27 protein-coding genes are annotated in these 23,210 nt (G+C 38.3%); 9 read left to right on the forward strand and 18 right to left on the reverse strand.

The window, feature by feature from the left end; all coding sequences use genetic code 11:
- The 3 genes from U859_RS0101710 to U859_RS0101720 all read right to left on the reverse strand — a co-directional run bounded on the left by U859_RS0101710 (position 1) and on the right by U859_RS0101720 (position 1,840).
- A complete protein-coding gene (locus U859_RS0101710) occupies positions 1-813 on the reverse strand; it encodes a hypothetical protein (protein ID WP_025141717.1) in 813 nt (270 codons plus the stop codon).
- A 1-nt stretch (position 814) separates the two neighbouring features.
- Entirely contained in the window at positions 815-1,351 is a 537-nt protein-coding gene (locus U859_RS30840; protein WP_025141718.1) for a heavy-metal-associated domain-containing protein, read from the reverse strand.
- An 87-nt stretch (positions 1,352-1,438) separates the two neighbouring features.
- On the reverse strand, positions 1,439-1,840 hold the full coding sequence (locus tag U859_RS0101720; protein WP_025141719.1) for an HYC_CC_PP family protein: 402 nt from the start codon (positions 1,838-1,840) through the stop codon (positions 1,439-1,441).
- A 94-nt stretch (positions 1,841-1,934) separates the two neighbouring features.
- Here U859_RS0101720 and U859_RS0101725 point away from each other — a divergent pair, with 94 nt between their 5' ends.
- On the forward strand, positions 1,935-2,657 hold the full coding sequence (locus U859_RS0101725; protein ID WP_025141720.1) for a peptidylprolyl isomerase: 723 nt from the start codon (positions 1,935-1,937) through the stop codon (positions 2,655-2,657).
- Here U859_RS0101725 and U859_RS0101730 read toward each other — a convergent pair.
- The gene (locus U859_RS0101730; RefSeq protein ID WP_025141721.1) at positions 2,650-2,940 is read right to left on the reverse strand and encodes a type II toxin-antitoxin system RelE/ParE family toxin; all 291 of its coding nucleotides are present in this window, start codon (positions 2,938-2,940) and stop codon (positions 2,650-2,652) included. The genes U859_RS0101725 and U859_RS0101730 overlap by 8 nt on opposite strands.
- Entirely contained in the window at positions 2,931-3,161 is a 231-nt protein-coding gene (locus U859_RS0101735) for a hypothetical protein (protein WP_025141722.1), read from the reverse strand. The genes U859_RS0101730 and U859_RS0101735 overlap by 10 nt, the downstream gene beginning before the upstream one ends.
- Positions 3,162-3,251: 90 nt before the next feature.
- Between U859_RS0101735 and U859_RS0101740 the strand changes: the two genes are divergently transcribed.
- From U859_RS0101740 to U859_RS0101750, 3 genes are all read left to right on the forward strand, one after another.
- Positions 3,252-4,019 carry an exodeoxyribonuclease III gene (locus U859_RS0101740; RefSeq protein WP_025141723.1) on the forward strand — a complete coding sequence of 256 codons (768 nt, stop codon included), beginning with the start codon at positions 3,252-3,254 and terminating at the stop codon, positions 4,017-4,019.
- Between the two features lie 96 nt (positions 4,020-4,115).
- Entirely contained in the window at positions 4,116-5,357 is a 1,242-nt protein-coding gene (gene hutI, locus U859_RS0101745) for an imidazolonepropionase (protein ID WP_025141724.1), read from the forward strand.
- Positions 5,350-6,321 (forward strand): formimidoylglutamase, encoded by a 972-nt coding sequence (locus U859_RS0101750; protein ID WP_025141725.1) that lies wholly within the window; start codon positions 5,350-5,352, stop codon positions 6,319-6,321. The genes hutI and U859_RS0101750 overlap by 8 nt, the downstream gene beginning before the upstream one ends.
- A gap of 241 nt (positions 6,322-6,562) precedes the next feature.
- Here the strand turns inward: U859_RS0101750 and U859_RS31900 are convergent, their stop codons facing one another.
- From U859_RS31900 to U859_RS0101810, 10 genes are all read right to left on the reverse strand, one after another.
- Complete coding sequence (locus U859_RS31900) at positions 6,563-6,721, reverse strand: hypothetical protein (RefSeq protein WP_162799836.1); 159 nt, start codon at positions 6,719-6,721, stop codon at positions 6,563-6,565.
- Between the two features lie 10 nt (positions 6,722-6,731).
- Complete coding sequence (locus U859_RS0101760) at positions 6,732-7,292, reverse strand: 5-formyltetrahydrofolate cyclo-ligase (protein ID WP_025141726.1); 561 nt, start codon at positions 7,290-7,292, stop codon at positions 6,732-6,734.
- Positions 7,293-7,647: 355 nt separating this feature from the next.
- On the reverse strand, positions 7,648-8,208 hold the full coding sequence (efp, locus tag U859_RS0101770) for an elongation factor P (protein WP_025141727.1): 561 nt from the start codon (positions 8,206-8,208) through the stop codon (positions 7,648-7,650).
- A 131-nt stretch (positions 8,209-8,339) separates the two neighbouring features.
- Positions 8,340-8,900: an elongation factor P gene (gene efp, locus U859_RS0101775; RefSeq protein ID WP_025141728.1), complete on the reverse strand. Its 561-nt coding sequence runs from the start codon at positions 8,898-8,900 to the stop codon at positions 8,340-8,342.
- Between the two features lie 454 nt (positions 8,901-9,354).
- Positions 9,355-9,969 (reverse strand): ATP-binding cassette domain-containing protein, encoded by a 615-nt coding sequence (locus tag U859_RS0101785; RefSeq protein ID WP_025141729.1) that lies wholly within the window; start codon positions 9,967-9,969, stop codon positions 9,355-9,357.
- A 5-nt stretch (positions 9,970-9,974) separates the two neighbouring features.
- Positions 9,975-10,457 carry a GNAT family N-acetyltransferase gene (locus U859_RS0101790; protein WP_025141730.1) on the reverse strand — a complete coding sequence of 161 codons (483 nt, stop codon included), beginning with the start codon at positions 10,455-10,457 and terminating at the stop codon, positions 9,975-9,977.
- Between the two features lie 48 nt (positions 10,458-10,505).
- Entirely contained in the window at positions 10,506-11,291 is a 786-nt protein-coding gene (gene lpxA / locus U859_RS0101795; protein WP_025141731.1) for an acyl-ACP--UDP-N-acetylglucosamine O-acyltransferase, read from the reverse strand.
- Positions 11,291-12,703, reverse strand: a complete 1,413-nt coding sequence (locus U859_RS0101800) for a bifunctional UDP-3-O-[3-hydroxymyristoyl] N-acetylglucosamine deacetylase/3-hydroxyacyl-ACP dehydratase (RefSeq protein ID WP_025141732.1) — start codon at positions 12,701-12,703, stop codon at positions 11,291-11,293. The genes lpxA and U859_RS0101800 overlap by 1 nt, the downstream gene beginning before the upstream one ends.
- Positions 12,693-13,769 (reverse strand): UDP-3-O-(3-hydroxymyristoyl)glucosamine N-acyltransferase, encoded by a 1,077-nt coding sequence (gene lpxD / locus U859_RS0101805; RefSeq protein WP_025141733.1) that lies wholly within the window; start codon positions 13,767-13,769, stop codon positions 12,693-12,695. Before lpxD ends, U859_RS0101800 begins: the two co-directional genes overlap by 11 nt.
- A gap of 122 nt (positions 13,770-13,891) precedes the next feature.
- Entirely contained in the window at positions 13,892-15,115 is a 1,224-nt protein-coding gene (locus U859_RS0101810) for an HD domain-containing protein (RefSeq protein ID WP_025141734.1), read from the reverse strand.
- Between the two features lie 111 nt (positions 15,116-15,226).
- Here U859_RS0101810 and U859_RS0101815 point away from each other — a divergent pair, with 111 nt between their 5' ends.
- The 5 genes from U859_RS0101815 (at position 15,227) to U859_RS0101835 (ending at position 19,896) form a co-directional block, all read left to right on the forward strand.
- Positions 15,227-16,780, forward strand: coding sequence for a PglZ domain-containing protein (locus U859_RS0101815; RefSeq protein WP_025141735.1), 1,554 nt, complete (start codon positions 15,227-15,229; stop codon positions 16,778-16,780).
- Positions 16,781-16,982: 202 nt separating this feature from the next.
- Positions 16,983-17,180, forward strand: coding sequence for a hypothetical protein (locus U859_RS0101820; protein ID WP_025141736.1), 198 nt, complete (start codon positions 16,983-16,985; stop codon positions 17,178-17,180).
- A 203-nt stretch (positions 17,181-17,383) separates the two neighbouring features.
- Positions 17,384-17,800, forward strand: coding sequence for a tRNA (adenosine(37)-N6)-threonylcarbamoyltransferase complex ATPase subunit type 1 TsaE (gene tsaE, locus U859_RS0101825; protein ID WP_025141737.1), 417 nt, complete (start codon positions 17,384-17,386; stop codon positions 17,798-17,800).
- A 73-nt stretch (positions 17,801-17,873) separates the two neighbouring features.
- Positions 17,874-19,100 (forward strand): alanine dehydrogenase, encoded by a 1,227-nt coding sequence (locus U859_RS0101830; protein WP_025141738.1) that lies wholly within the window; start codon positions 17,874-17,876, stop codon positions 19,098-19,100.
- Positions 19,101-19,212: 112 nt separating this feature from the next.
- The gene (locus U859_RS0101835; RefSeq protein WP_025141739.1) at positions 19,213-19,896 is read left to right on the forward strand and encodes a M15 family metallopeptidase; all 684 of its coding nucleotides are present in this window, start codon (positions 19,213-19,215) and stop codon (positions 19,894-19,896) included.
- Between the two features lie 354 nt (positions 19,897-20,250).
- On the opposite strand, the gene U859_RS0101840 is transcribed toward U859_RS0101835, so the two are convergent.
- Genes U859_RS0101840 through U859_RS0101850 form a run of 3 tightly spaced genes read right to left on the reverse strand, consistent with a single transcriptional unit; the run spans position 20,251 to position 23,163 of the window.
- Entirely contained in the window at positions 20,251-20,751 is a 501-nt protein-coding gene (locus tag U859_RS0101840) for a phosphoglycerate mutase family protein (RefSeq protein ID WP_025141740.1), read from the reverse strand.
- Positions 20,752-20,788: 37 nt separating this feature from the next.
- Positions 20,789-21,835: an aminotransferase class I/II-fold pyridoxal phosphate-dependent enzyme gene (locus U859_RS0101845; protein ID WP_025141741.1), complete on the reverse strand. Its 1,047-nt coding sequence runs from the start codon at positions 21,833-21,835 to the stop codon at positions 20,789-20,791.
- The gene (locus U859_RS0101850; RefSeq protein ID WP_025141742.1) at positions 21,835-23,163 is read right to left on the reverse strand and encodes a D-alanyl-D-alanine carboxypeptidase; all 1,329 of its coding nucleotides are present in this window, start codon (positions 23,161-23,163) and stop codon (positions 21,835-21,837) included. The genes U859_RS0101845 and U859_RS0101850 overlap by 1 nt, the downstream gene beginning before the upstream one ends.
- Between the last annotated feature and the right edge of the window lie 47 nt (positions 23,164-23,210).

Below are 23,210 nucleotides of genomic sequence, written 5' to 3' on the forward strand. Positions count from 1 at the left end.
TTATTTTAAAACGTTAAAGAAGTTAAATTCTGCCCGAAGCAGGTACATGTTTTTGGTGTAGCGGTTATCCATATTCCCAGTAGCCTGAAAACGATAGCCAAAATCGATACGGGTTGTACTGTTTAAAACCATCTGTAGGGCGGGGGCTATATCCAAATAAGATTGACCACTGCTTGGATCAGTTTTGCCCAACAACTCTAAATATACATTAAAGTTAGGCTGTTTGTAATCCTTATAAACCACCGGTAAAACCAAATAACCCGACGATAAGCTATACGATAGCATGTTTTTTGGCTGCGGCATTCCCGCAATTTGTCTATCATTGTTTTCGAAGGCATGTGCATAACCCAATGTTGATGATAGTGCCAGTTTATGCAGCAATTGCGTAAAAATTAATCCACCCTGTACGCCGCTATTGTCTCCTTCGAGGTTAATATCACGGGTATATGTTGGTCGTTTGCTGGTGCTTACCCTTCCAAAAGCCGATGCCCTGAAATGGCTATGTGCTTCATCAAATGATAAAAACCGGTATTTGGCATATAAACTTCCACCTTCTAACCGGTATTTGCCGTCCATATCCGAAAAAAAAGCCTGGGCATGCATCATCAGGTTTTTGTTGAACCCAATCATCACTTCCGGAATGGTGCGGCTTACATAACCCGGATAGTTGAACATTCCTTCGTTAGTAATCCTTACACCAATTGATTTCTTAGGCATGTTACTTGCAGGCTCCGTAAATACATATAGTTCTTGTGCCGAAACACTGGTATAAACGCCGGTCATCATCAGCGCCAGTAAGAGTATCCGCTTCATCTTATGAAAGAACTAAATGGTAAATACGGGTTTTTTTGCCGTTTACAACCCCTGTGCCATTTGCATAAGCATCAGAATTAGCCGTTGCAGCCTGTTTTTTAAATGCAGAACCAGATATGAAATCTTTATCCACTACGCTGGCCTTAACAGTTCCGCTTAGCGTTTTACCTTTCACATTTACAAAACGGTACACATTGCCATCAACAACAGCCTGGCCTTTATCATCTACCTTAACATCATTAAAATTGAAGTTTGCAGTTAAGCCGCCCACTGAAAAACCTGCATCCTGAACTTTTTTACGAACCAGATCAAGATTAACATTCGCGTCTTTTTTAAAGGTTAAAACAAATATGTTTTTGTTTAAATCAGGTTTAACGCTACTGATAAAGCCCAGGGTTTCTAAAGATTTTTGTGTTGCGTTTGAGCACATAGAACAAGTTAAACCTGTTACCTGTAAATCTGCAGTGGATATTTGTTGTGCCGAAACATTAACGGCAAAGAATAGCATGATGATGCTGAAAATTTTTATTGCTTTCATGATTTTTTTGAATTAGAATTTAAGAAAATGTGACATTGAGCCCGTATAAATGCAAGAAATTCGCATTAACGAGCTGATGTTTAAATTCTAATTCCTAAAAATGCAATTGAAAATATGCAAAGCAATCCGCGAGGACAATGGCGGTGCTTTGTTCGAAATTTTACTAAAAAACTTTGGACTGATGTTGCTTAGAAATTCTAAAACCGGAGGATGAAGAAAAAGCTGGATAGAAAATAATTTAGGCATTTGTACTTGTGCCTCTGTTTGGTGACTATCTTTTACTTTAACTGTTACCTGAGTATTTTTGCAGCAACCGTCATCCTTTTTTTCAGCAGCAATATCTTTGCAGAATTTGCATGAAACCTCATTGCTAAAAAGTTTAACGTTTTCTAGTTTGCCTCCACAAAAATGGAGACTTAAAGCCAAACCCATAACACTAACTGCATAGAATACAGCCAAAGAAAGTGCTATTTTTTGTTTTAACTTCATTAATACAAAGGTAAAGCAAAAATTATCGAATAATGCGTGGATTTATTTATTGAATTTCATTTTTTAGCTTATTTTAGCCTCAAACACCAATTAAATGAAGAAAATATTATTGTTCCTGTGCGCTTTTTCAGTCCTTTCTGCCTTTGCTGCGAAACCTAAAAATCAATATGTCCGCATTAAAACCGAATTCGGCGAATGTATTATTAAACTTTACAATCAAACGCCACTACACCGCGATAACTTTTTGAAATTGGTTAAAAAAGGGTATTACAATGATCTTTTATTTCATCGGGTGATTAAAGATTTTATGATCCAGGGTGGCGATCCGGATTCAAGAAATGCCAAACCAGACTCATTGCTGGGTAATGGCGGACCAAAATATACCATTCCGGCAGAATTTAATGATAGTTTGTTTCATAAAAAGGGTGTTTTAGCGGCTGCACGCGAAGGTGATGATGTAAATCCGGCCAAAGCATCAAGCGGTAGTCAGTTTTACCTGGTTCAGGGTAAGGTTTTTACCGATCAGCAGTTAAACAGTGTAGAAGAAAAACGTTTAAAATTTAAAATCCCTGAATGGCAGCGTGAGGTTTATAAAACAATAGGAGGTGCTCCGCATTTAGATCGAAATTATACAGTTTACGGCGAAATTGTAGTTGGCCTGGATATGGTAGATAAAATAGCAGTTCTGGCAACCGATAAAAACAATCGCCCAAAACAGGATGTGAAAATGGAAGTTACCGTTCTAAAAAGAAGAGCTGCAAAAAAAATGGAGAAACAGCTATTGCAGACTACACTAAAAGATAAGAGGGTTATGTAATCAGAGGTTCTTGCCTATTGTCGAAAAAGAAAAGAATTCTAATCTCTTCTTGATAGACCTGATAATAAAAAGAAGTATGTTTTGAAATTACACCTTTTCTTACCTGGCCATTTAATAAAATGGGTTCATAGATAAAGGGTAATATGGCAATCAAATCGATTTTTTTATAAACGGTTTGGATAAATTTGTCAGCGTGGTAATATCCCCAGGTTTCTTCAATAAAAATCCCAATTCCAAGCAGTGTTTCGTATGCTTCTTCTGAAAAAGAAACGGTTAATGCCATTTTTCAGAAAGTCTTTTTTTAACTTCGTCATAAGGAATTAGCTTGCCCTCTTTAGCTTGTTGTAGTCCTCTTTTAATTCCCTCTTGAACGTGTTTAGGCAATTCTTCCAACACAACCTTTTCATTGTAGTTTAAAAGCATGTCCAGCTCTGATAAAAGATTTTCATCATCCGTTTCGAACACTTTTTTTGCAATCTCTATTTTTAACTCCTCGATGCTCATAAACAAATTTAACGAAAGCAATTCTCAATTACTAAGCATTTATTCAATTAATTTCTAAATTTACCGCCCACAACAATTGAAATTTACTGGATGAAGATTATTTCCTATAACGTAAACGGGATTAGGGCGGCAAGTACCAAAAACTTTTTTGGCTGGTTACAAGCTACAGATGCTGATATGGTCTGTTTGCAGGAAGTAAAGGCCTTGCCTTCACAAATCCTTGAAATTATTGCACTGATTGAGCAGTTGGGGTATCACCATTATTGGTTCCCGGCAGAGAAAAAAGGATATAGCGGGGTAGCCATCTTATCAAAAATTAAACCCAATCATGTAGAATTTGGCTGTGGTGAAGAATGGATCGATAAAGAGGGAAGGATTTTAAGGGCTGATTTTGATAATTTCTCCTTAATGAGCTTATATATGCCATCCGGATCTAGCGGCGATGAAAGGCAGGTGAAAAAGTACGAATTTATGCGATTTTTTGATACGTATATTGGAGAATTGCGTAAAGAGATCCCAAATTTGATCGTAAGTGGCGATTATAACATCTGCCACACCGCTATTGACATTCACAATCCAAAATCGAATGCCAATTCATCAGGGTTTTTACCCGAAGAACGGGAGTGGATGCAATTATTTTTGGATAATGGTTTCATTGATACTTTCCGCCATTTTAATAAAGATCCGCATCATTATACCTGGTGGAGCTACCGTGCCGGATCGAGGGGAAAGAACCTGGGTTGGCGTATCGATTACCACCTGGTTACAAGACCAATGGAAAGCCGCTTAAAAAATGTAAGGATTTTACCCGATGCCATACATTCAGATCATTGTCCGGTTCTTTTAGAAATCGAATAGTTTTTAGGTTAACTGGTTAATTGTTTAAATCGGTTAACTGAGCCCAATTTTCGATTAACCAATTTATACAGCTTCAACAATTAAACAGCCAAATAAATGCTAATCACCAATATAAAAGGCCTGGTAGGCCTGCACCCTAAAGATAAGTTAGTGTTACGCGGCAGCGAACTCGATCTTTTACCTTTGCTTGAAAATGCCTGGCTTTTAGTAGAAAATGGTTTGATCAAAGATTTTGGCGAGATGAGTTCAATCCCTTCTCACATCTCAAATCACCCATCTCAAATCTCGGCCGACGGCCGCTATGTTTTTCCATCCTGGTGCGACAGCCATACCCATATTGTTTTTGCGGCCTCACGTGAAGAGGAGTTTGCCATGAAAATACAGGGCAAAAGTTATGAAGAAATTGCCGCGGCAGGTGGGGGGATTTTAAATTCAGCCAATAAACTTCAAAAAGCAACAGAAGATGAATTGTTTGAAAGTGCTTCAATTAGGTTAAAACAGATGATTCTTCAAGGGACAGGAGCGGTTGAAATAAAAAGTGGTTATGGCTTAACCATTGAAAGTGAAATCAAAATGCTCCGGGTAATCCGCAGGTTAAAAGATCAGTTTCCGATCCCAATAAAGGCGACTTTTCTGGCTGCCCATGCCTTTCCTACCGAATTTAAAAATGATCACCAGGGTTATATCAGTTTGATTATCAATGAGATGTTGCCGCTTGTTGCTGCAGAAAACCTGGCCGACTATATTGATGTTTTCTGCGAAAAAGGATTTTTCTCTGTCGAAGAAACCGATCAGATACTCAAAGCAGGAGCAAAATATGGGTTGAAACCAAAAATACACGCTAACCAGCTTTCCGTTTCGGGTGCTATTGAGGTGGCGGTTAAAAATAAAGCCATTTCTGTCGATCATTTAGAAGAAAGTAATGAATCAACCATCGAAACGTTAAGAAACGCCGATACCATTGTAACATTACTACCTTCTTGTTCGTTTTACTTAGGTATTCCATTTGCAGATGCTAAAAGCTTTATTAAAGCCAATTTGCCTGTGGCTTTGGCTACCGATTATAATCCGGGATCAACACCTTCAGGGAATATGAATTTTGTGGTGTCGCTGGGCTGTATTAAAATGAAAATGTTTCCAGAGCAGGCCATCAATGCAGCTACTTTAAACGGTGCGGCAGCAATGGAGATCAGCGAAAATTATGGAAGTATTGCCATTGGAAAAAAGGCAAATTTATTTATCACAAAACCAATGCCCTCAATAGCCTATTTGCCATACAGTTTTGGCGAAAGCCAGGTTGATACGGTGATTTTAAACGGTGAGATTTATCATGGATAACCTTAAAATATATTCGCAAAGCGACATTGAGCATTTGATTATCCATCGTGATGGCGAAACCAAGCTTGGCCAAAGGGTTAATACCTACCAGCAAGAAGCAATCTCGATAGAAGGTTTAAAAGCGAACAATTCAAAATTTGTATTGCTGGGTATCCCTGAAGATATCGGGGTAAGGGCAAACGCTGGTATTGCGGGTGCGGCATCGGCATGGCGCACAAGTTTAACGGCTTTTCTGAATATCCAAAGTAACCGCTTTTTAAATGGCGAAGAAATCCTGGTTTTGGGACACTTTGAAATTACTGAACCTGAAGATTCTTCTATTAAAGCTTTAAGGAATAAAGTAGCAGAAATTGATGAATTGCTTTATCCGGTCATTGAAAAAGTTGTAGCTGCAGGCAAAATCCCAATTGTAATTGGTGGTGGGCACAATAATGCCTATCCAATCATCAAAGGAACTTCTTTAGCAAATAAAACCCCGATTGATGTGTTAAACATTGATGCACATGCCGATTTAAGAGAATTAGAAGGCAGGCATAGCGGAAACGGATTTTCTTATGCCCTGAAAGAAAATTACCTTGATCATTATTTTATGTATGGCCTGCATCAGAATTACAATAACGAGGCGATTTTGACCCAGATTGAAAACAACCCCAAACTAAAGGCTGTATTTTTTGAAGATATTTTAACCGGGGCGGATTATAATGATCTTATTAAGGATTTAGGACCAACTGCTGGTTTAGAAATCGATCTGGATTGCATACAAAATGTACTTTCGAGTGCCGAAACGCCGTCTGGGTTTGCGGTTAATGATATAAGAAAAATAATTTTAACACACGCTAACAAATTTTCTTACCTGCACATTTGTGAAGGTGCCACAAGGATGCTGGATGGCAGGGTGAGTAAGCTTACATCCAAATTAATTGCTTATTTGGTGAGTGATTTCGTGAAGGGGCGCATTTCTTAAAGTGAGCCATGGATGCGCGGAAAATACGGAGTATTTTACTTGTGTCGTCATTTCGAGCGGAGTGCAACGTAGCCGAGAACCCGAAGGCTCTGCGAAGCAAAATCTATCTCGAGCGTAATTTGACTTAGATCTCTCCAATCCAATACGTTCCAGTCGAGATGTCGAAAAATCGTAGATGGATAAGACTTTTTTATGAAGCACCCAAACTAATGAACCAATGGACACTGAACTAATGAACCTCTTACAAATATTCCGCTTCGTATTTCTCGCCAGCTTTCAGCATCAACTCTATCTGTTTCAGGTCTTCAGGGGTTAACTCTTCTTTCTCCTGTAATTCGAATACCGCAATCATGTTGTCTTCGTATTGTTTTTCGGTTTTGATAACGATTTCCTGTGGCATGCCGGTAAGCTTAAAATTTTATAATTTCTGTTGGTGTTATGCAAAAATCTAATTTGATGTCGTGTTCATTTACATCATCGATTTTTTCAATTGCAGGATGCAAAGATAAACCTATTTTCTGAGCATTTATATTCTGGAGAAAACGATCATAAAAACCTTTGCCATAACCTACGCGGTAACCCTGTTCATCAAAGGCTAACAGTGGAATAATGACCATGTCTATTTCGCCTTCGTGCAGGTTTCCTTTTTGTGGCTCCAAAATGTTGTAGAGGTTTTTTTGCAGGTCTTCTTCGCCCAGATATTCGTGGTGGGTCATTAAAGCCGTTTCGAAATCTGCCTTAGGTACAATGATTTTAATTTCAGAATGGGTTTTGTTCAGCCATTCGATCAGTAAAAAAGTATTCGGCTCTTTTTTTTCGGTAATGGGTAAAAAGATATGCAGGGTTTTAATTTGGCTAAAATCGAGTGTTTTAAACTGTTTTAAAAGCGATTTGTTTAACTCTTGGTATGTTGAGTCGTTTAATAACAACCTCTCTTTTAGCGTTTGCTTTCTGATTGCGGCTTTTAGCATAATAACAAAGATAAATATTTTACAAACCTATAAGGTTTCAAAAACCTTATAGGTCTTAAAAGAAGTGGAAATACCTTTTAATTGCAGTAACCCTGAATGTGTTGTCATGCTGAGGCACGAAGCATCTGTTTCATAGGCTGCAGATGCTTCGTGCCTCAGCATGACAGCGTGTTGTTTAAAAAGATTGAAACAAATAACGGGACTGCTGTTCCCGACCAGCTCATCATGCAAATTTTCTAACAATTATATCATGGCAATATAAAAGTCTTAGAAAATTATTTTATCTCTTAATGTAAATCTATAAACAAAAAAGCCCCTAAAATTAATTTTAGGGGCTTCAGATATTTTATTTAAATTATTTTACACGCTCAACATAATCGCCGGTACGGGTATCAATTTTAATTTTATCACCTTGGTTTACGAACATCGGTACTTTAACCTCAACACCATTTTCTAATGTTGCTGCTTTTAATGCATTGGTAGAAGTATCGCCTTTAACAGCAGGCTCCGAATAAGTAATTTCGAATTCTGCAAAGTTAGGCAACTGGGCCATAATGGCTTCGTCGCTTTCCATAGAAACGATGATGTTCATGCCTTCTTTTAAGAATTTAATAGCCGAACCAAATAAAGCTTTTTCAACATTAAATTGCTCGTAGCTGTTATTGTCCATTACTACCAAATAATCACCTTCTTCATATAAATATTGGTAATCGCTGGTTTCTACACGGCATATTTCTACAGCCTCGTCGGTATTCATACGTGCCTCAACAATTCTGCCTGATTTAATGTTACGGAATTTACCCGTGTAAAATGCGCCACCTTTTCCTGGCGTACGGTGATTCCATTCGTCAACAGTAACCAGTTCGTTATTGATACGAAGGATGTTGCCTGTTTTAATTTCTGATGCTTTTGCCATATTGTGTTATCCCAAATTGGGGGTTTATTTTAGTTTTTCGTGACGGCAAAGGTAAAATTATTTTAATAAAAACCTATAAAGGTTTAAGGCATAAGGCTTAGGGTTTAAGAAAATTTAAACCTTAAATTATGCTATCTTATCCTTTCCATATACTCACCGGTACGGGTATCAATTTTGATTTTATCTCCTTCATTAACAAATAAAGGTACTCTGATTTCGGCGCCGGTTTCTACAGTTGCTTGCTTAAGCGCACTTGTGGCCGTATCTCCTTTAACTGCAGGCTCAGAATAGGTTACAATAAGCTCAACACTGTTTGGCAGGCGGGCAATAATCGGTTCGTCGCTCTCAAAAGCCACTGTCAAGGTCATACTCTCATTTAAAAACCTGATCGAATCTCCAAAAAGGAATTTAGGGATATTGTGCTGCTCAAAAGTTTCGTTATCCATCACCACTAAATAATCGCCATCCTCATAAAGGTATTGATAATCATTGGTTTCTACACGGGCAAAGGTAACTTCTTCATCCGGGCGGAACCGGTATTCCACTATCTTACCTGTTTTTATATTACGCATACGGGCCTGATAGAAGGCTCTTAAATTTCCTGGGGTACGGTGGATGTATTCTTCAACTGATACCAACTCTCCGTTAATACGAAGAACACTTCCGGTCCATATTTCTGATGCTTTTGCCATTTTTAAAATGAAATGTTGTTTTGTTGAGGATTAAAAATCAAAGTTAAAAAATGCATACTGATTTGAAAAGCAAAATCTGTGATTCATTAGTTCATTTGGTTGGAAGCATAGATAAGAAATTCAGTTTTTGTTTTGCTCTTTTTTATGGAGCCTTAACCAACAAAAACCACCGTATAAAAGAAATGCCTTTGGGAACCACTCCAAAGGCATAATCAACCTAAACCTCAAACTAAACTATGAAAAACTCTTTGCTTTTTACGGCTATATTTTTAATTCCGCGCTGCGGAAAATGTGATCGTTTCCTGGAAGAGATAAATTAAATAATTGTTTCTCTTTTTGGTGGTGCAAAGGTACAAACTATTTCTTAATTGCAAAATATTTTTTTAAAAATTTATTTTTAGTACAAATGTATGACAAAGCAAGTGTGAAAATGGTAGGCTGAATAGGGGTTAAGCTACTTATAATCTGATATTTGTATATGATCTGTGCAGAAGTCGTATTCCTGTATTTGGTTAGAGCCAATTATGGTTAACCGGTCTTTTCCAAAATTTTCGATCAGTTCGCGGTACCAATTTATTCCCTGGACGTCTAAATTGCTTGTAGGTTCGTCTAAAAATAAAATTGGTGTATCGGTGCAACAGGCCAAAGCTAGTTTGGTTCTTTGCTTCATTCCCGATGAGAAGTATTTAATTTCTTTATTTGCTGCTTTTTCTAAACCCAATACGCCGATCAGCTTTTTAGCATCGAGGCCAGCAGCAAAATTTTTAAACTTAAAATGAAAATCAATGATCTCTTTTAGCGTAAAGGTTTCAACCAGTTCGAGATAAGGCGCAGCAAGACTAATGTGCCTATAGATATTTTCGACAGGAATTTTTGCTGTATCTGAAAATGTAATTTCGCCCTCGGAAGGAGATAGGCTACCGTTTAAAACACTTAATAATGTTGATTTACCTGATCCATTCGGTCCCAATATCGCATAGCTATTGCCTGATGAAAATTCGGTGCTTAAATCCCTGAAAATCCATTCCTTGTTAAACCTTCTGCCAACTTTCTGTAAAGAGATCTTCATTTGGCTTAAGCGTTTGGCGTTTGGTTATGGGCATTAAGTGGTTTAATCATGCAAACGCTATTGTCAACGCCAATATATTGACCATAATTTGGCGTAATCTGATAACCTATTTTTTGATAAAGCGCTATGGCTTCGGGTTGTTTTTTGCCTGTTTCGAGCACTGTGGCAGAAAAACCTATTTCAGTTGCCCAGTTTTCCAGTGCGGTTACAATTTTAGCGGCTATGCCCTGTTTCCGGTAATCTGGATGAACGTACATCCTTTTTACTTCGGCTTCAGTTGCAGAGACAGGTTTTATGGCACCACAACCAACTGGTACATCATCTTGGTAGGCAACAATCACTTCTTTAATGGCATCAACCTTATTAAACTGCGCATAAAAAGCATGATCGTCGCCATCTCTAACGGCTAAATCCTGATCCAGCAAAGCAACCAATTGTCTAAAATCGGCATTTTCTGAATCCGTTCTGATTAGCGTTAACTCACTCATTGAAAAATCAAAATTTTAGCTTTTAGCTTTGGTCTTTAAGCTTTCTGCTTAACTCCCCATCCCAAAGCCCTTCATTACCCCACGGTTAGAATTACGGATAAAATCAACAATTTCATCACGGATTTCCGTTGGTTTAAATTCGGCTTCGATCATGTCTAAAGCTTTGGTTACATTATTGTGTTTTACAAAAAGTACACGGTAAATTTCCTGTATTTCGTCAATTTGCTCATTGGTAAAACCTCTTCTACGCAAGCCAACAGAGTTAATGCCAGCATAAGAAAGCGGTTCGCGGGCAGCTTTAACATAAGGTGGTACATCTTTACGCACCAATGAACCACCAGTTACAAAAGCATAAGAGCCCACTTTAACAAACTGATGTATCGCAACCAAACCAGCCAGAACCACATTGTTGCCAATGGTGATGTGACCAGCTAAAGTAGTGCTGTTTGAGAAAATGCAGTTATTGCCAACCTCACAATCATGCGCGATGTGAGAGTAAGCCTGAATAAGGCAGTTGCTTCCAATAGTTGTTTTCCACTTATCTTTAGTACCACGATTAATGGTAACACACTCACGGATGGTGGTATTGTCGCCAATTTCTGCTGTGGTAATTTCGCCGGCAAATTTTAAGTCCTGCGGCTCACCAGAAATAACGGCGCCAGGAAAGATGCGGCAATTTTTACCGATACGGGCACCATCCATAATGGTAACGTTCGATCCGATCCACGTACCCTCGCCAATTACAACGTCTTTATGTATCACTACAAAGGGTTCGATTACCACATTTTCGGCAATTTTTGCCTGAGGGTGTATATATGCTAAAGGTTGTATCATTATTGGGCGGGTTCTGCTTGTTTAATTTTTGAAATTTGAGCCATCATTTCGGCCTCAACAACGATTTTTTCGCCAACCATACCTACACCTTTCATTTGGGCAATACCCCTTCTGATTGGTTCAAGTAAATCGCAACGGAAAACGATAGTGTCGCCGGGTAAAACCTGAGCTCTAAAACGTACGTTATCTATTTTTAAAAAATACGTTAAGTAATTCCTCGGATCAGGAACGGTACTTAGTACTAAAATACCACCAACCTGGGCCATGGCCTCAATCTGGATTACACCAGGGAAAACTGGTGCGCCCGGAAAGTGACCTTTAAAAAACTCTTCGTTCATGGTTACGTTTTTAACGCCTACCACATGGTTTTTAGAAAGTTCTAATATTTTATCTACAAACAAAAATGGCTGACGGTGAGGTAAAATATCCATGATCTGAACCACGTCATACAATGGTTTTGCACTTGGATCGTACACCTTCTGTATTTTTTTGTTTTTCTCTTTTTTAATGGCTGCTTTAATTTTTTTTGCAAAAGCAACGTTTGCTGCATGGCCTGGGCGTGCAGCCATAATGTGGCCTTTTAAGTGCATACCAACCAAAGCTAAATCGCCAATCATATCCAAGAGTTTATGGCGGGCAGGTTCGTTTTGGTAACGCAGCTCCATGTTGTTTAAAATGCCCTGTGGGGCAACATCAATGTCTTTGCGGTTAAATAATTTAGCCAAATGGCTTAATTCGTCTTTAGTAACCTCTTTATCTACAATTACAATGGCATTATTTAAATCGCCGCCTTTAATTAAATTGTGCGATAACTGGTATTCTAATTCGTGTAAGAAACAGAAAGTACGGCAGGATGCAATTTCTTTTTTAAACTCCGCAATGGTATTAATGCCAGCATGCTGACTACCCAAAACAGGAGAGTTATAATCGATCATGCAGGTAAAACGGTAATCGTCTAACGGCATGGCCACAATTTCTACTTTTCTATCTTCTTCAGTATAAGTAATGTTGTGGGGGATGGTAAAATATTCGCGATCAGCATTTTGTTCAACTGTACCTACTTCTTCCAATAAATCAACAAACTGGATCGAGCTGCCGTCCATAATCGGGGTTTCTGGTCCGTCTAATTTGATCAGCACGTTGTCAAGGTCCATACCTACTAAAGAAGCCATTACGTGCTCTACGGTGCTTACGCTGGCGCCGTTTTGGGTAAGGGTTGTTCCACGTGAAGTATCAGTTACGTTATCTGCATCGGCTTCGATAATCGGATGCCCGTCTAAATCGATACGCTGAAATTTAAAGCCATGATTTTCGGGGGCTGGGCAAAATGTTAAAGTAACATTAGCGCCTGTGTGTAAACCTACACCAGATGCTGATATTTCTTGTTTAATCGTTTTTTGTCTAACGTTCATTGTTTATTGTATTCTTTTCCAGTTCAGCTGTAAGCTTTTTCAATTCCTCTTCGAGCGCGTTTATTCTTTTTTCTACATCCGGCAGATGTTTGAAAATTACTGAGGCACGCATCCAGTTACGCAGTGGCTGCGCCGGACTACCATGCCATTGTTTATTTTCTTCTGTAATGTTAAAGTTGATACCAGCCTGTGCACCAATCTGTGTGCCTTTGGCCAGTGTTAAATGGCCGGCAATACCCACCTGACCGCCAACAACACTGTTAGGACCAATTTTTGTACTGCCAGAAATTCCTGATTGTGCGGCTAAAACCGTGTTTTCGCCAATTTCTACGTTATGGGCAATCTGGATCAGGTTATCGATTTTTGCTCCTTTTTTCACAATTGTTGATCCCATCGTAGCACGATCTACTGTTGTATTTGCGCCAATTTCTACATCGTCTTCAATGATGACGTTCCCAATTTGAGGGATTTTATTGTAAGTGCCATCTTTTTGAGGCGCGAAACCAAAGCCATCGCTACCAATAACGGTATTGGAGTGGATGGTAACCCTTTTGCCAATTACTGAATTGTGATATATTTTTACGCCCGGGAAAAAAGTGCTGTTTTCGCCAATTTTAGAGTTTGCACCAATAAAAGTTTGTGCATTTACTTTACATCCATCACCAATTTCTACATTTTCGGCAACGTAAGCAAAGGCATCTATAAAAACATTTTTACCAATTTTTGCTGTTGGATGAACAAAAGCAAGCTTGTCGATACCTGATTGTGCCGCTTGCGCATTTACAGCTTCATTATATTTATCCAGTAAAATGGTAAAGGCACTGTATGGATTTTCAACACGGATTAAAGTGCTGGTATATGGCTGTGTTGGAGCGAAATCTTTTGATACGATAACAACCGACGCCTGAGTAGAATACAAAAAGTTTTCGTACTTAGGGTTAGAAAGAAAAGACAAAGATCCTTCTTTCCCGTCTTCTATTTTAGAAAGTTCGGTAACGGCTACATCTGGGTTACCATCAATGGAACCGTTCAAAAACTGACTTATCTGCGTGGCAGTAAATTGCATCGTACAAAGGTATATGTTAAATTGATATGAACAAAAAAACCTGCTAGGGTTAAGTGGTGTATATTTTACACAATAATAAGACTTAAAACGGCAGTAAAAGTTAAATATTTTGTTAAATAAGCTTAAATGCCCCTGGGGTAACAGAGGATATATTTTTCTACAGTTTTCTGCAGCGACTCCAGATTGGATAAATCTGACGCCTTTGCAATATCTACAATATCGTTATTTTTCATCAAAATCTTGATATTTCCAACCCCGGCGTTATATGCCCGGTTTTGGATGGAATCTGTAAAAACAAAATATCTTGCTTCTTCGGGTTTGATCTCCAGTAAATTAACAGCTGCGTCCTGTAAAAAGCTCACCCGGTCATCGCTTGCTTTTTCATTGCCCATTTCTACTTTGTAAAGATTCCTTGAAGTAAGCATTTTACACAGCGTAGACAAAATTTTATCGGGATGTTTAACCCAAACCTTAACTGCTGCATAAATATCCTGGTCATCTAGATTGGTAAAATGCTCCAGATTTTCGTGTTGTGCAAAGAAATTGGCTTCGTTGATATCGTTTTTTAAGAAATGATTTAACGAGGGCGAAGCAAATAACTCTGTCCCGGAAGAGGACAGTTCTTTCGCACGTTCCAATAATTTTACAAGAATCATTTCACCCGATATTACGGTTTTATGCAAATACACCTGCCAATACATCAGCCTCCGGGCAATTAAAAATTTCTCAATAGAATAAATCCCTTTTTCTTCGATAACCAAGTCATCATCATGAATGTTGAACATCTTGATGATCCGGTCGAAACTAATCACACCTTCGCTAACACCCGTAAAAAAGCTATCGCGATTTAAATAATCCATCCTATCTAAATCCAACTGACCTGAAATGAGTTGATGAAGAAATTTTTTATGATAAGTGCCGTTAAAAATCTCAATGGCATGGCTCAATCTCCCTTCGAAATGGATATTCAGGTCGTTCATCAGCTTCGCTGAAATATCCTCATGCCTGATTCCCGTAACCAAAGAATGTTCTAAAGCATGCGAAAATGGTCCGTGGCCGATATCGTGTAGTAAAATGGCCAAAATGGCGGCTTCTTCTTCACCTTCGGTGATGGTATGTCCTTTACTTTTTAAAAGATTGATGGCCAAAGTCATTAAATGCATGGCGCCCAAAGCGTGGTGAAAACGGGTATGTAAAGCACCCGGATATACCAAATGCGTCATCCCCAACTGTTTAATGTAACGCAAACGCTGGAAATATGGATGCGAAATTACATCGTACACCAATTCGGATGGAATACTGATGAAACCGTAAACCGGATCATTTATTATTTTCTTCTTGTTCAATCGTTAAAAATAGTTAAATAGATAGATACGGTACAAAAATTGCTATTTTTATTCACAGTTTGATTTACCTGCCAAAATTAAAGGGCAATACATACCTATTTTTACAAAAACATGCAAGAAACTAAGATATTATGGGCCGATGACGAAATCGACCTATTAAAACCACATATATTATTGTTGAATGATAAAGGTTATAATGTAACCACATTTACCAACGGAAACGACGCTTTGGAGGCATTTGGAAAAGACCATTTCGACCTGGTTTTCTTAGATGAGAATATGCCGGGAATGAGTGGCATAGAAACGCTTTCTGCTATTAAAAACTTAAATCCCGATGTTCCTGTAGTCTTGATCACCAAAAGCGAGGAAGAAAATTTAATGGAAGATGCGATAGGCAGCAAAATTGACGACTATCTGATCAAACCTGTAAATCCTAAACAGGTATTGCTTACCATAAAAAAACTGATTGATAATAAACGTTTGGTAAGCGAAAAAACATCAATGGCTTATCAACAGGATTTCCGCCGTTTAGGGATGACCCTGGGCGACAGGCTTAACTACGAGGAGTGGGTTGATGTGTATAAAAAAATCGTCTTCTGGGAACTTGAACTCGAAAAATTAGACGATCCGCAGATGCATGAAATTTTAACCATGCAAAAACAGGAGGCCAATACACAGTTTACTAAATTTATCGAAGAAAACTACCTCGACTGGATCAAGAATAAGGATAAAGCACCTTTACTTTCGAATGAATTGTTGAAGAAAAAAGCTTTTCCGCATATTAACGATACCACCCCTGTGTTTTTTATTCTGATTGATAATTTACGTTACGATCAATGGAAAATTATTAATCCGTTAATTTCTGAATATTTCAGAATTGATGAAGAGGATATGTATACCAGTATTTTGCCAACGGCAACACAATATGCCCGTAATGCAATTTTCTCAGGGATGATGCCTCTGGATATGGAGAAACGTTTTCCTCAGCTTTGGCAGAACGATGATGATGAAGGTGGGAAAAATATGCACGAAGAAGCTTTTCTGGCCGACAACATTAAACGCAGCTTAAGAAAAGACTGTAAGTTCAGTTATAATAAGATTTTAACTTTCGAGCAGGGAAAAGATTTGGTTGATCAGACGCATAATTTGTTGCAGAATGATTTCAACGCCATTGTATTCAACTTTGTTGATATGCTGAGCCATGCCCGTACCGATATGCAGATGATCAGAGAGCTGGCCAATGATGATGCAGCTTACCGTTCGTTAACCTTATCATGGTTTGAGCATTCTCCACTATGGGATTTATTGAAAAAGATCTCTCAAAAACAGGTTAAAGTGATCATTACCACCGACCATGGAACTATCCGGGTTAAAAAACCCGTTAAGGTAATCGGCGATAGAAGTACAAATACTAATTTACGCTACAAACAAGGTAGAAACCTTAATTTTAATGCAAAAGAGGTGTTTTTAATCAAAAACCCACATGATGCTTTGTTGCCAAAGATCAATATCAGCAGCAGTTATATTTTTGCAAGGGAAGATAGTTATTTCGTTTATCCGAACAATTACAATCAATTTGTAAACTACTACAACGAAACCTTTCAGCATGGTGGGATTTCGCTAGAGGAAATGATTATTCCGGTAGTGACTTATTCGCCGAGGTAGTTGAGAGATTTGAGATACTAGATTTGAGACATGAGAACGGTCATTTTTCAATAGGAATGTCCTCTTGATCCGATGGCTATCGGATTGTTTCAGGATCTGTTTCGTTTGAATGATAAGGCAAAAGCAATCACTGCAAGAGAAATATGCCTATATTTTGTTAAACTTAAGCATTATTCTTAATTTTAATTAGATTTTAGACAACATGAATATTTCGATAACTCAACTATATGCACTTTTAAGCGAAAAGCTTGATATTGAGGCGAAAGTTGATAAAACCGTAATTGATAAAACTAACCATTTGGCCTTTAAAGAAGATTTAGCGAATGCTAAAACTGATATGATAAATGGTTTGTTTATAGCGTTGGCTTTAATGATTATCGGCCTTTACTTTAAAGGTTAATTGTATAATTGCTCCGATGATGATTTATTCGTTGGGATAAAGTTATAAGTTACATATTTAATCGGTTGTCATCTTGAGCCTGTCGAAAGACTTTCAATAATTTACAGGTTAGGTTTTCAATAAACTCAGACTTGACTAATCGCAAAATAAATAAAGGCAAAAGCAATGCAATTATGTATTACTTTTGCCTTTATTCTTTTAAAATGGATATAGAAGTAAATAGTTTAGCCGATTTACCTGTTGTGGCGCAACAGCTTTCAGATTTTGCGGGCAGTGAGAAAGTCTTCATTTTTGAAGGTGACATGGGCGCCGGGAAAACCACTTTTATTAAAAATTTCTGCAAACATTTAGGGATAGCCGATGTAGTTTCGAGCCCAACCTATTCTATTGTAAATGAATATGAAAGTGCGAATGGGGCCGTGTTTCATTTCGATTTTTACCGCATAAAAGATATCCGCGAAGCGTATGATCTGGGTTATGAAGAATATTTTTATGGAGGTGGTACCTGTTTAATTGAATGGCCTGAAAGGATAGCAGAATTACTACCTGAAAACTACATTAAAGTGGAGATAAACGTGCTGGATGAGAACCGTAGATTATTCAAACTTTCGAAGGTATAACAATTAGTTATCAATAAATTAACAGATTTTCCGTACCTTGAACAACCTAAAACTATCAAAATATTAATTCAACATGGCTACAGGATTACGCGAAGGAATGGCCGATATAGCTCGTCAGGGTTTGTTGCAAACACAAGAGGCGAAGTTAGAAACCAGCAAAAAGAAAAACAGCCTTTACATAGGAATACCTAAAGAAATTTCTTTCCAGGAAAATAGAATTGCCTTAACTCCTTTATCAGTAGCATTACTGGTAAACAATGGTCACCGCGTTATTTTAGAAACGGGAGCGGGCATCGCAGCTAATTTTTCTGATAGCGAATATGCCGAGCAGGGAGCCAAAATTGCCTACGATAAAAAAGAAGTTTTCGACGCGGACATACTGGTGAAAATAGCACCTCCCATGTTAGAAGAAATTGAGATGATGCATAAAGGGCAAACCCTTATTTCTTCATTGCAGACCGGCACTTTAAAGCAGGATTACCTTAAAGCTTTGATGCATAAAAAAATCAATGCTTTATGTTTTGAAAATCTCCGCGATGAAGGCAATATTTTGAGCGTAGTGCGGGCCATGAGCGAAATTGTTGGATCTACCTCTATTTTAATAGCGGCCGAGTACCTGAGCAATGTAACAGGGGGCAAAGGATTGATGTTAGGCGGTTTTACTGGCGTTCCGCCGACTGAGATTGTTATTTTAGGTGCAGGCACCGTTGGCGAATATGCTGCACGAACGGCTTTGGCTTTAGGAGCCGAAGTGAAGGTTTTTGACAGTTCTATTTACCGTTTACGCCGCTTACAGAATAATTTGGGTAGCAGGGTATTTACCTCAGTAATGCAGCCTATAGTATTAAATAAGGCCATTGTTACCTGTGATGTGGTAATTGGCGCCATTCGTGCCAGTCATGGCCGTAGCCCTTGCGTGGTGATGGAAGAAACTGTTGCGCGGATGAAACCGCATTCGGTGGTAATTGATGTGAGTATTGATCAGGGTGGCTGTTTCGAAACCTCTGAAGTTACTAACCATACCAATCCGGTTTTCAGGAAATATGACGTGATCCATTACTGTGTGCCTAATATTGCCTCGCGTGTGCCAAGAACGGCTTCTTATGCCTTAACTAATATTTTTGCGCCTATTTTGTTGGATATTGGCGAATATGGAGGTTTAATGAACATGGTTTGGAACAACCCGGGTATCCGCGAAGCACTGTATATTTACCAGGGAAACTGTACAAATAAAGATTTGGCCGATATGTTTAATTTGCCGTTCAAGGATTTGGAATTGTTAGTGGTTTCTAATCAATAATTACATTTCCGTCATTGCGAGGTACGAAGCAATCCTAATGCTTTAGTCTGTAGCGATCGTTGTAAGATTGCTTCATGCCTCGCAATGACGATCTACTTAAGCCAATTCCGTTATGAAAGTAAGTTGCCTTATATTTTTTCTATCTTTTTCTTTATTTGCTGCTGCCCAAAATAAACCCGCCGCGACAAGAAAGCTAGATGTAGTAAGTTCTTATAACCAGTATCTGGCTTCAGTAAAGTTGAACCCTAACAACGAACTGGTTGAAATCAAAAAAGCCATTCCAAATATTAAGCTGGATATCCGCTACGCTACCAGGAATAATTTCATGCAGCAAGTGATGTATAAGCAGGCGAGGGCTTTTGCACGAAAACCCGTAGTAGAGGCCTTAAAGAAAATCCAAAAAGAATTAAATAAAAAAGGTTACGGTTTAAAAATATTCGATGGTTACCGTCCTTATACCATTACAGTTGAATTTTATAAAAAAGCAAGCGATAAAAATTTTGTGGCTAATCCGGCAAAAGGATCTAAACATAACAGGGGCTGTGCTGTAGATTTAACACTAATTAATTTGAAAACAGGGAAAGAGTTAGTGATGCCAACACCCTATGATAGTTTTTCGGCTGCTGCTGCTGCTAAATTTGAGAAAGTATCTCTGGAGGCCAGGAAAAACCGCGATTTTCTTATTGCGATTATGAGCAAGTACAGCATGAATGTGCTGGAAAACGAATGGTGGCATTACGATTACTCGGGTTGGAGAAGTTATGATTTAATGGATATTCCTTTTGAGAAATTATAGTTCATTGGGCTGGGAGTATAACAATTCGTTGCGTCATTTCGACTGAAGCGCAGTGGAATGGAGAAACCTATTTGTGGAGGCTGCATCATAAACTTAGTTTTTCCAGATTTGTCTTGTTTAGCCTGTAGAAATGCTTTACAACGTGATATGGCAGTCCTTCGATAAGCTCAGGATGACAATTTATATTTATGATACATTCTCTAAATTTAAAGCCTTTAGCTTTCTAATTGTCAGGTAGTAATACCTGACAACACGATAAAATTTATCCGTGGTGTAAGCTGTTATCATCTTACACTAAATTGTTAAATCTTTAGTTTGGCAAATGTCAGGTGGTAACACCTCACATCACTTGGATTACAAATGGTGCGGCCTGCCGTATTGATCCATTTTAACCTTTGCTTTATCTTCTTTTACCGATACTTCAAAAATGTAATCGTAATCATCATCGGTTAATTCTTCCTTTGGTCTTTTGCCGCCAAGGGCTTCAATAATTTCGAGTACCGTGTTAGAATGGCCGGCTATTATCACTGTTTTACCAACATAGTTGGTCTTGATGCTATCAGCAAGCGATTTAATATCTTTATAATCGATTACTTTTGGAATCACCAAGGAATCTAAGGTTTGGTGGGTTCTTTTCGTTGGCGTGGCAAAGGCGACATCAAATTTTACCTTTTTTAAGTATTTTGCTAAATCTGCTGCGCGGATTTTCCCTTCGTCGGAAAGATTGGGGTTGGTATCCTGTGGGTTCGACTTATCTTTTTCAGCATGTCTAATAATCCAGACGGTGGTGGTTTGTGCAGAAATGATATTGGCAAAAAGAAGGGTTAATGACAGGAATACGAACAGTTTTTTCATTTCATAAATATTCAAAAATTAATTGGATAAGAAAAGCTTAAAAAAATATGGCGGCGATTAGCTTTTCAATATCCTCTTTTTCATGCCATGCGGAAAGCACTATACGGTCTAAAATTTCGTCGGTAGGATTTGGATAGGGAAAAGACGAAATCAGGATCTGCTTTTGCAAAAGACGTTGTGAGAAATTTACATCTCCCAAGAGATACACAGGAAAATCCCATTCGTGTTTCCAGGTAAGATTTGATGCTTTTTCAAACATTGTCATGTTACTTTTCAGCTTATTTAATGCTTTTTTATATATTTCTTCTGCATGAATAAACGCATGCAAGCCCGCCGGGCTGGGTGGAGAAGCACCAATAAAGGTATTTGTGACTTTAAGTTTATTGATCATTTTATTTGAGGCCAAAACAATACCCGCATCTACGCCTAGGGCTTTTGCCATTGAGGCAACTACTACATTTTCGACGTTTTCTTGTTTCGGAAGATCTACAATGGCCCCCATCCCGTTATTATTTATAACACCAATTCCATGCGAATCATCAACAACAAGGATTATATTTTTATCCTTACGGATCTCTTTTACAAAATCGAAATGATAAGTTTCGGGTACAAGATTATTCATCGAATTGCTGATCAACACCCAGGTTTTTTCTTCAGATAAATTTATTGTTTCAATTGTTTCAGCTGCCCAATCTCTGAATAATTTTACGTTTCTGGTTTGATTTTCTACCAACCAAAGTGCAGGGTGTGCTGCAGGGCCATAAATTACTTTCCCCAACCTGCATAAAGCTTTAACCGTAAGCTGCGCGGCTAAATATCCGCTAGATGTAATGAGCGCAGCTTCTGCTCCATATCGTGCTGCAGCTACTTTTTCTGCCTCATCGTAAATACCCAGTTGAATATTGTTGGTACGGCTGGTGCCGTTATTTAAACCAAATTTTTTGATCCCTTCCAGATATAAATTAATAAAATCCTGATTTTGTGGAATACCCAGATAGGCCGTTCCACCAAAATACAGATAGGAATTGCCATCAATATTTATGGTGTTCGAAAAAGGCTGATTGATCGATTTAAAATCTGGCATTAAAAATTTTCATGTATGTAGGTTACTATCCTCACCATTTCTGCCCGCACCTCTGCAGTCGGCTTTACAAAATTGTTGTTCATAAAGGAATAAATATAGGTTTTTCCTTTTTTGGTTAATACGTACCCACTTTGATTATGGACACCACCGAGCGAACCTGTTTTGCCGTAAACAAAGGGTTTATCGGTTTTGGGGTAAGCACTTTTTAAAGTTCCGCTTTTTCCTCCGGCAGGCAGCATATCAAAAAGCTTCTCCGGATTGTTTACTAGCTTATAAATGGAATCGAGTAAATACACATTATCGCGGGGTGTAAATAAATCTTGTCGCGATAACCCCGATCCATCTACCCATTTAACTTTATCGGGCAAAAAGGAAAGGTAGTTTTTGGTAATGTGATTGATCGCTTTTACAGTACTCAAGGTATCGCCAATCTGGTTGGAACATACAAGCAACAAGTGTTCGGCTATAAAATTATCGCTGGGTAACATCATGTGTTTTAAAACCGAATCGCGTTTTGCACCCTGCAAAGTTTTGGCATCCGAAGGAATTCTAAAATTAATAAGGCCAACAGGTTTGTGTAAGGTATCAGATAATACTTCAACGGTAACCTGTGCACTGGTTTTATAAGGATTTTGCTGATTATAACCTGGTTTAACAGTAACTGCAGGATAATGGAAGTTATTGGTTAAAAAATCGCGTGTTACCTGGAAATTGCCTGTGGTTTTTGTAGGATCTACTTTAAAGCAAGGTGCAAAAACCCTGGGTTCGATGTTGATTTTATTTGGACCTGCATAAGTAGAAGTTACCATATTGTCCATAATCGGCATTTCGGTAATTTCGGGCTGGTAATAATAATCGTAATCGTCCCAGGCCCAGCCATCGCCAAAAAAAGTACCCGAGTAACGGCCAGGTGCAAAAAAAAGTTTTTTATTCGAGGCGAGCAGGAAATTATAAGCGGATTTATCTTTCACGGCAAACTGCAGAAATGAAGGATCGCCTGTTCCCCAAAAAATCAGCGAGTCATTTCTTTCGATATATTTCAACGCGGGCATTAAATCGGGTAGCATTTTTAAACTGGCAAAAAAGGTATAAAGTTTTGTGTTAGAGGCTGGCGTAAAATACTTGTCGGCATCTTTCTCAAAAATCATCTTTTTATTTTCAGGGTTGTAAAGTGCAAAACCAACCTGGTACTGCTTGATCACCTGCGAGCTTTTAAATTCTTTCGCTACTTTTTTTGATATGATTTTATTAGTTGAACAGCCTGCTAGCAAACAAATAGATAGTGTGAAGACAAGAAAAATGGGATTTTGATTTTTTAACCGAAACATCTTCTAAATTTAGGGAACATAATTATCAACTAATTTATTAAATTTAG

The sequence above is a fragment of the Pedobacter jeongneungensis genome (assembly GCF_000633455.1).
GTDB lineage: Bacteria > Bacteroidota > Bacteroidia > Sphingobacteriales > Sphingobacteriaceae > Pedobacter > Pedobacter jeongneungensis_A.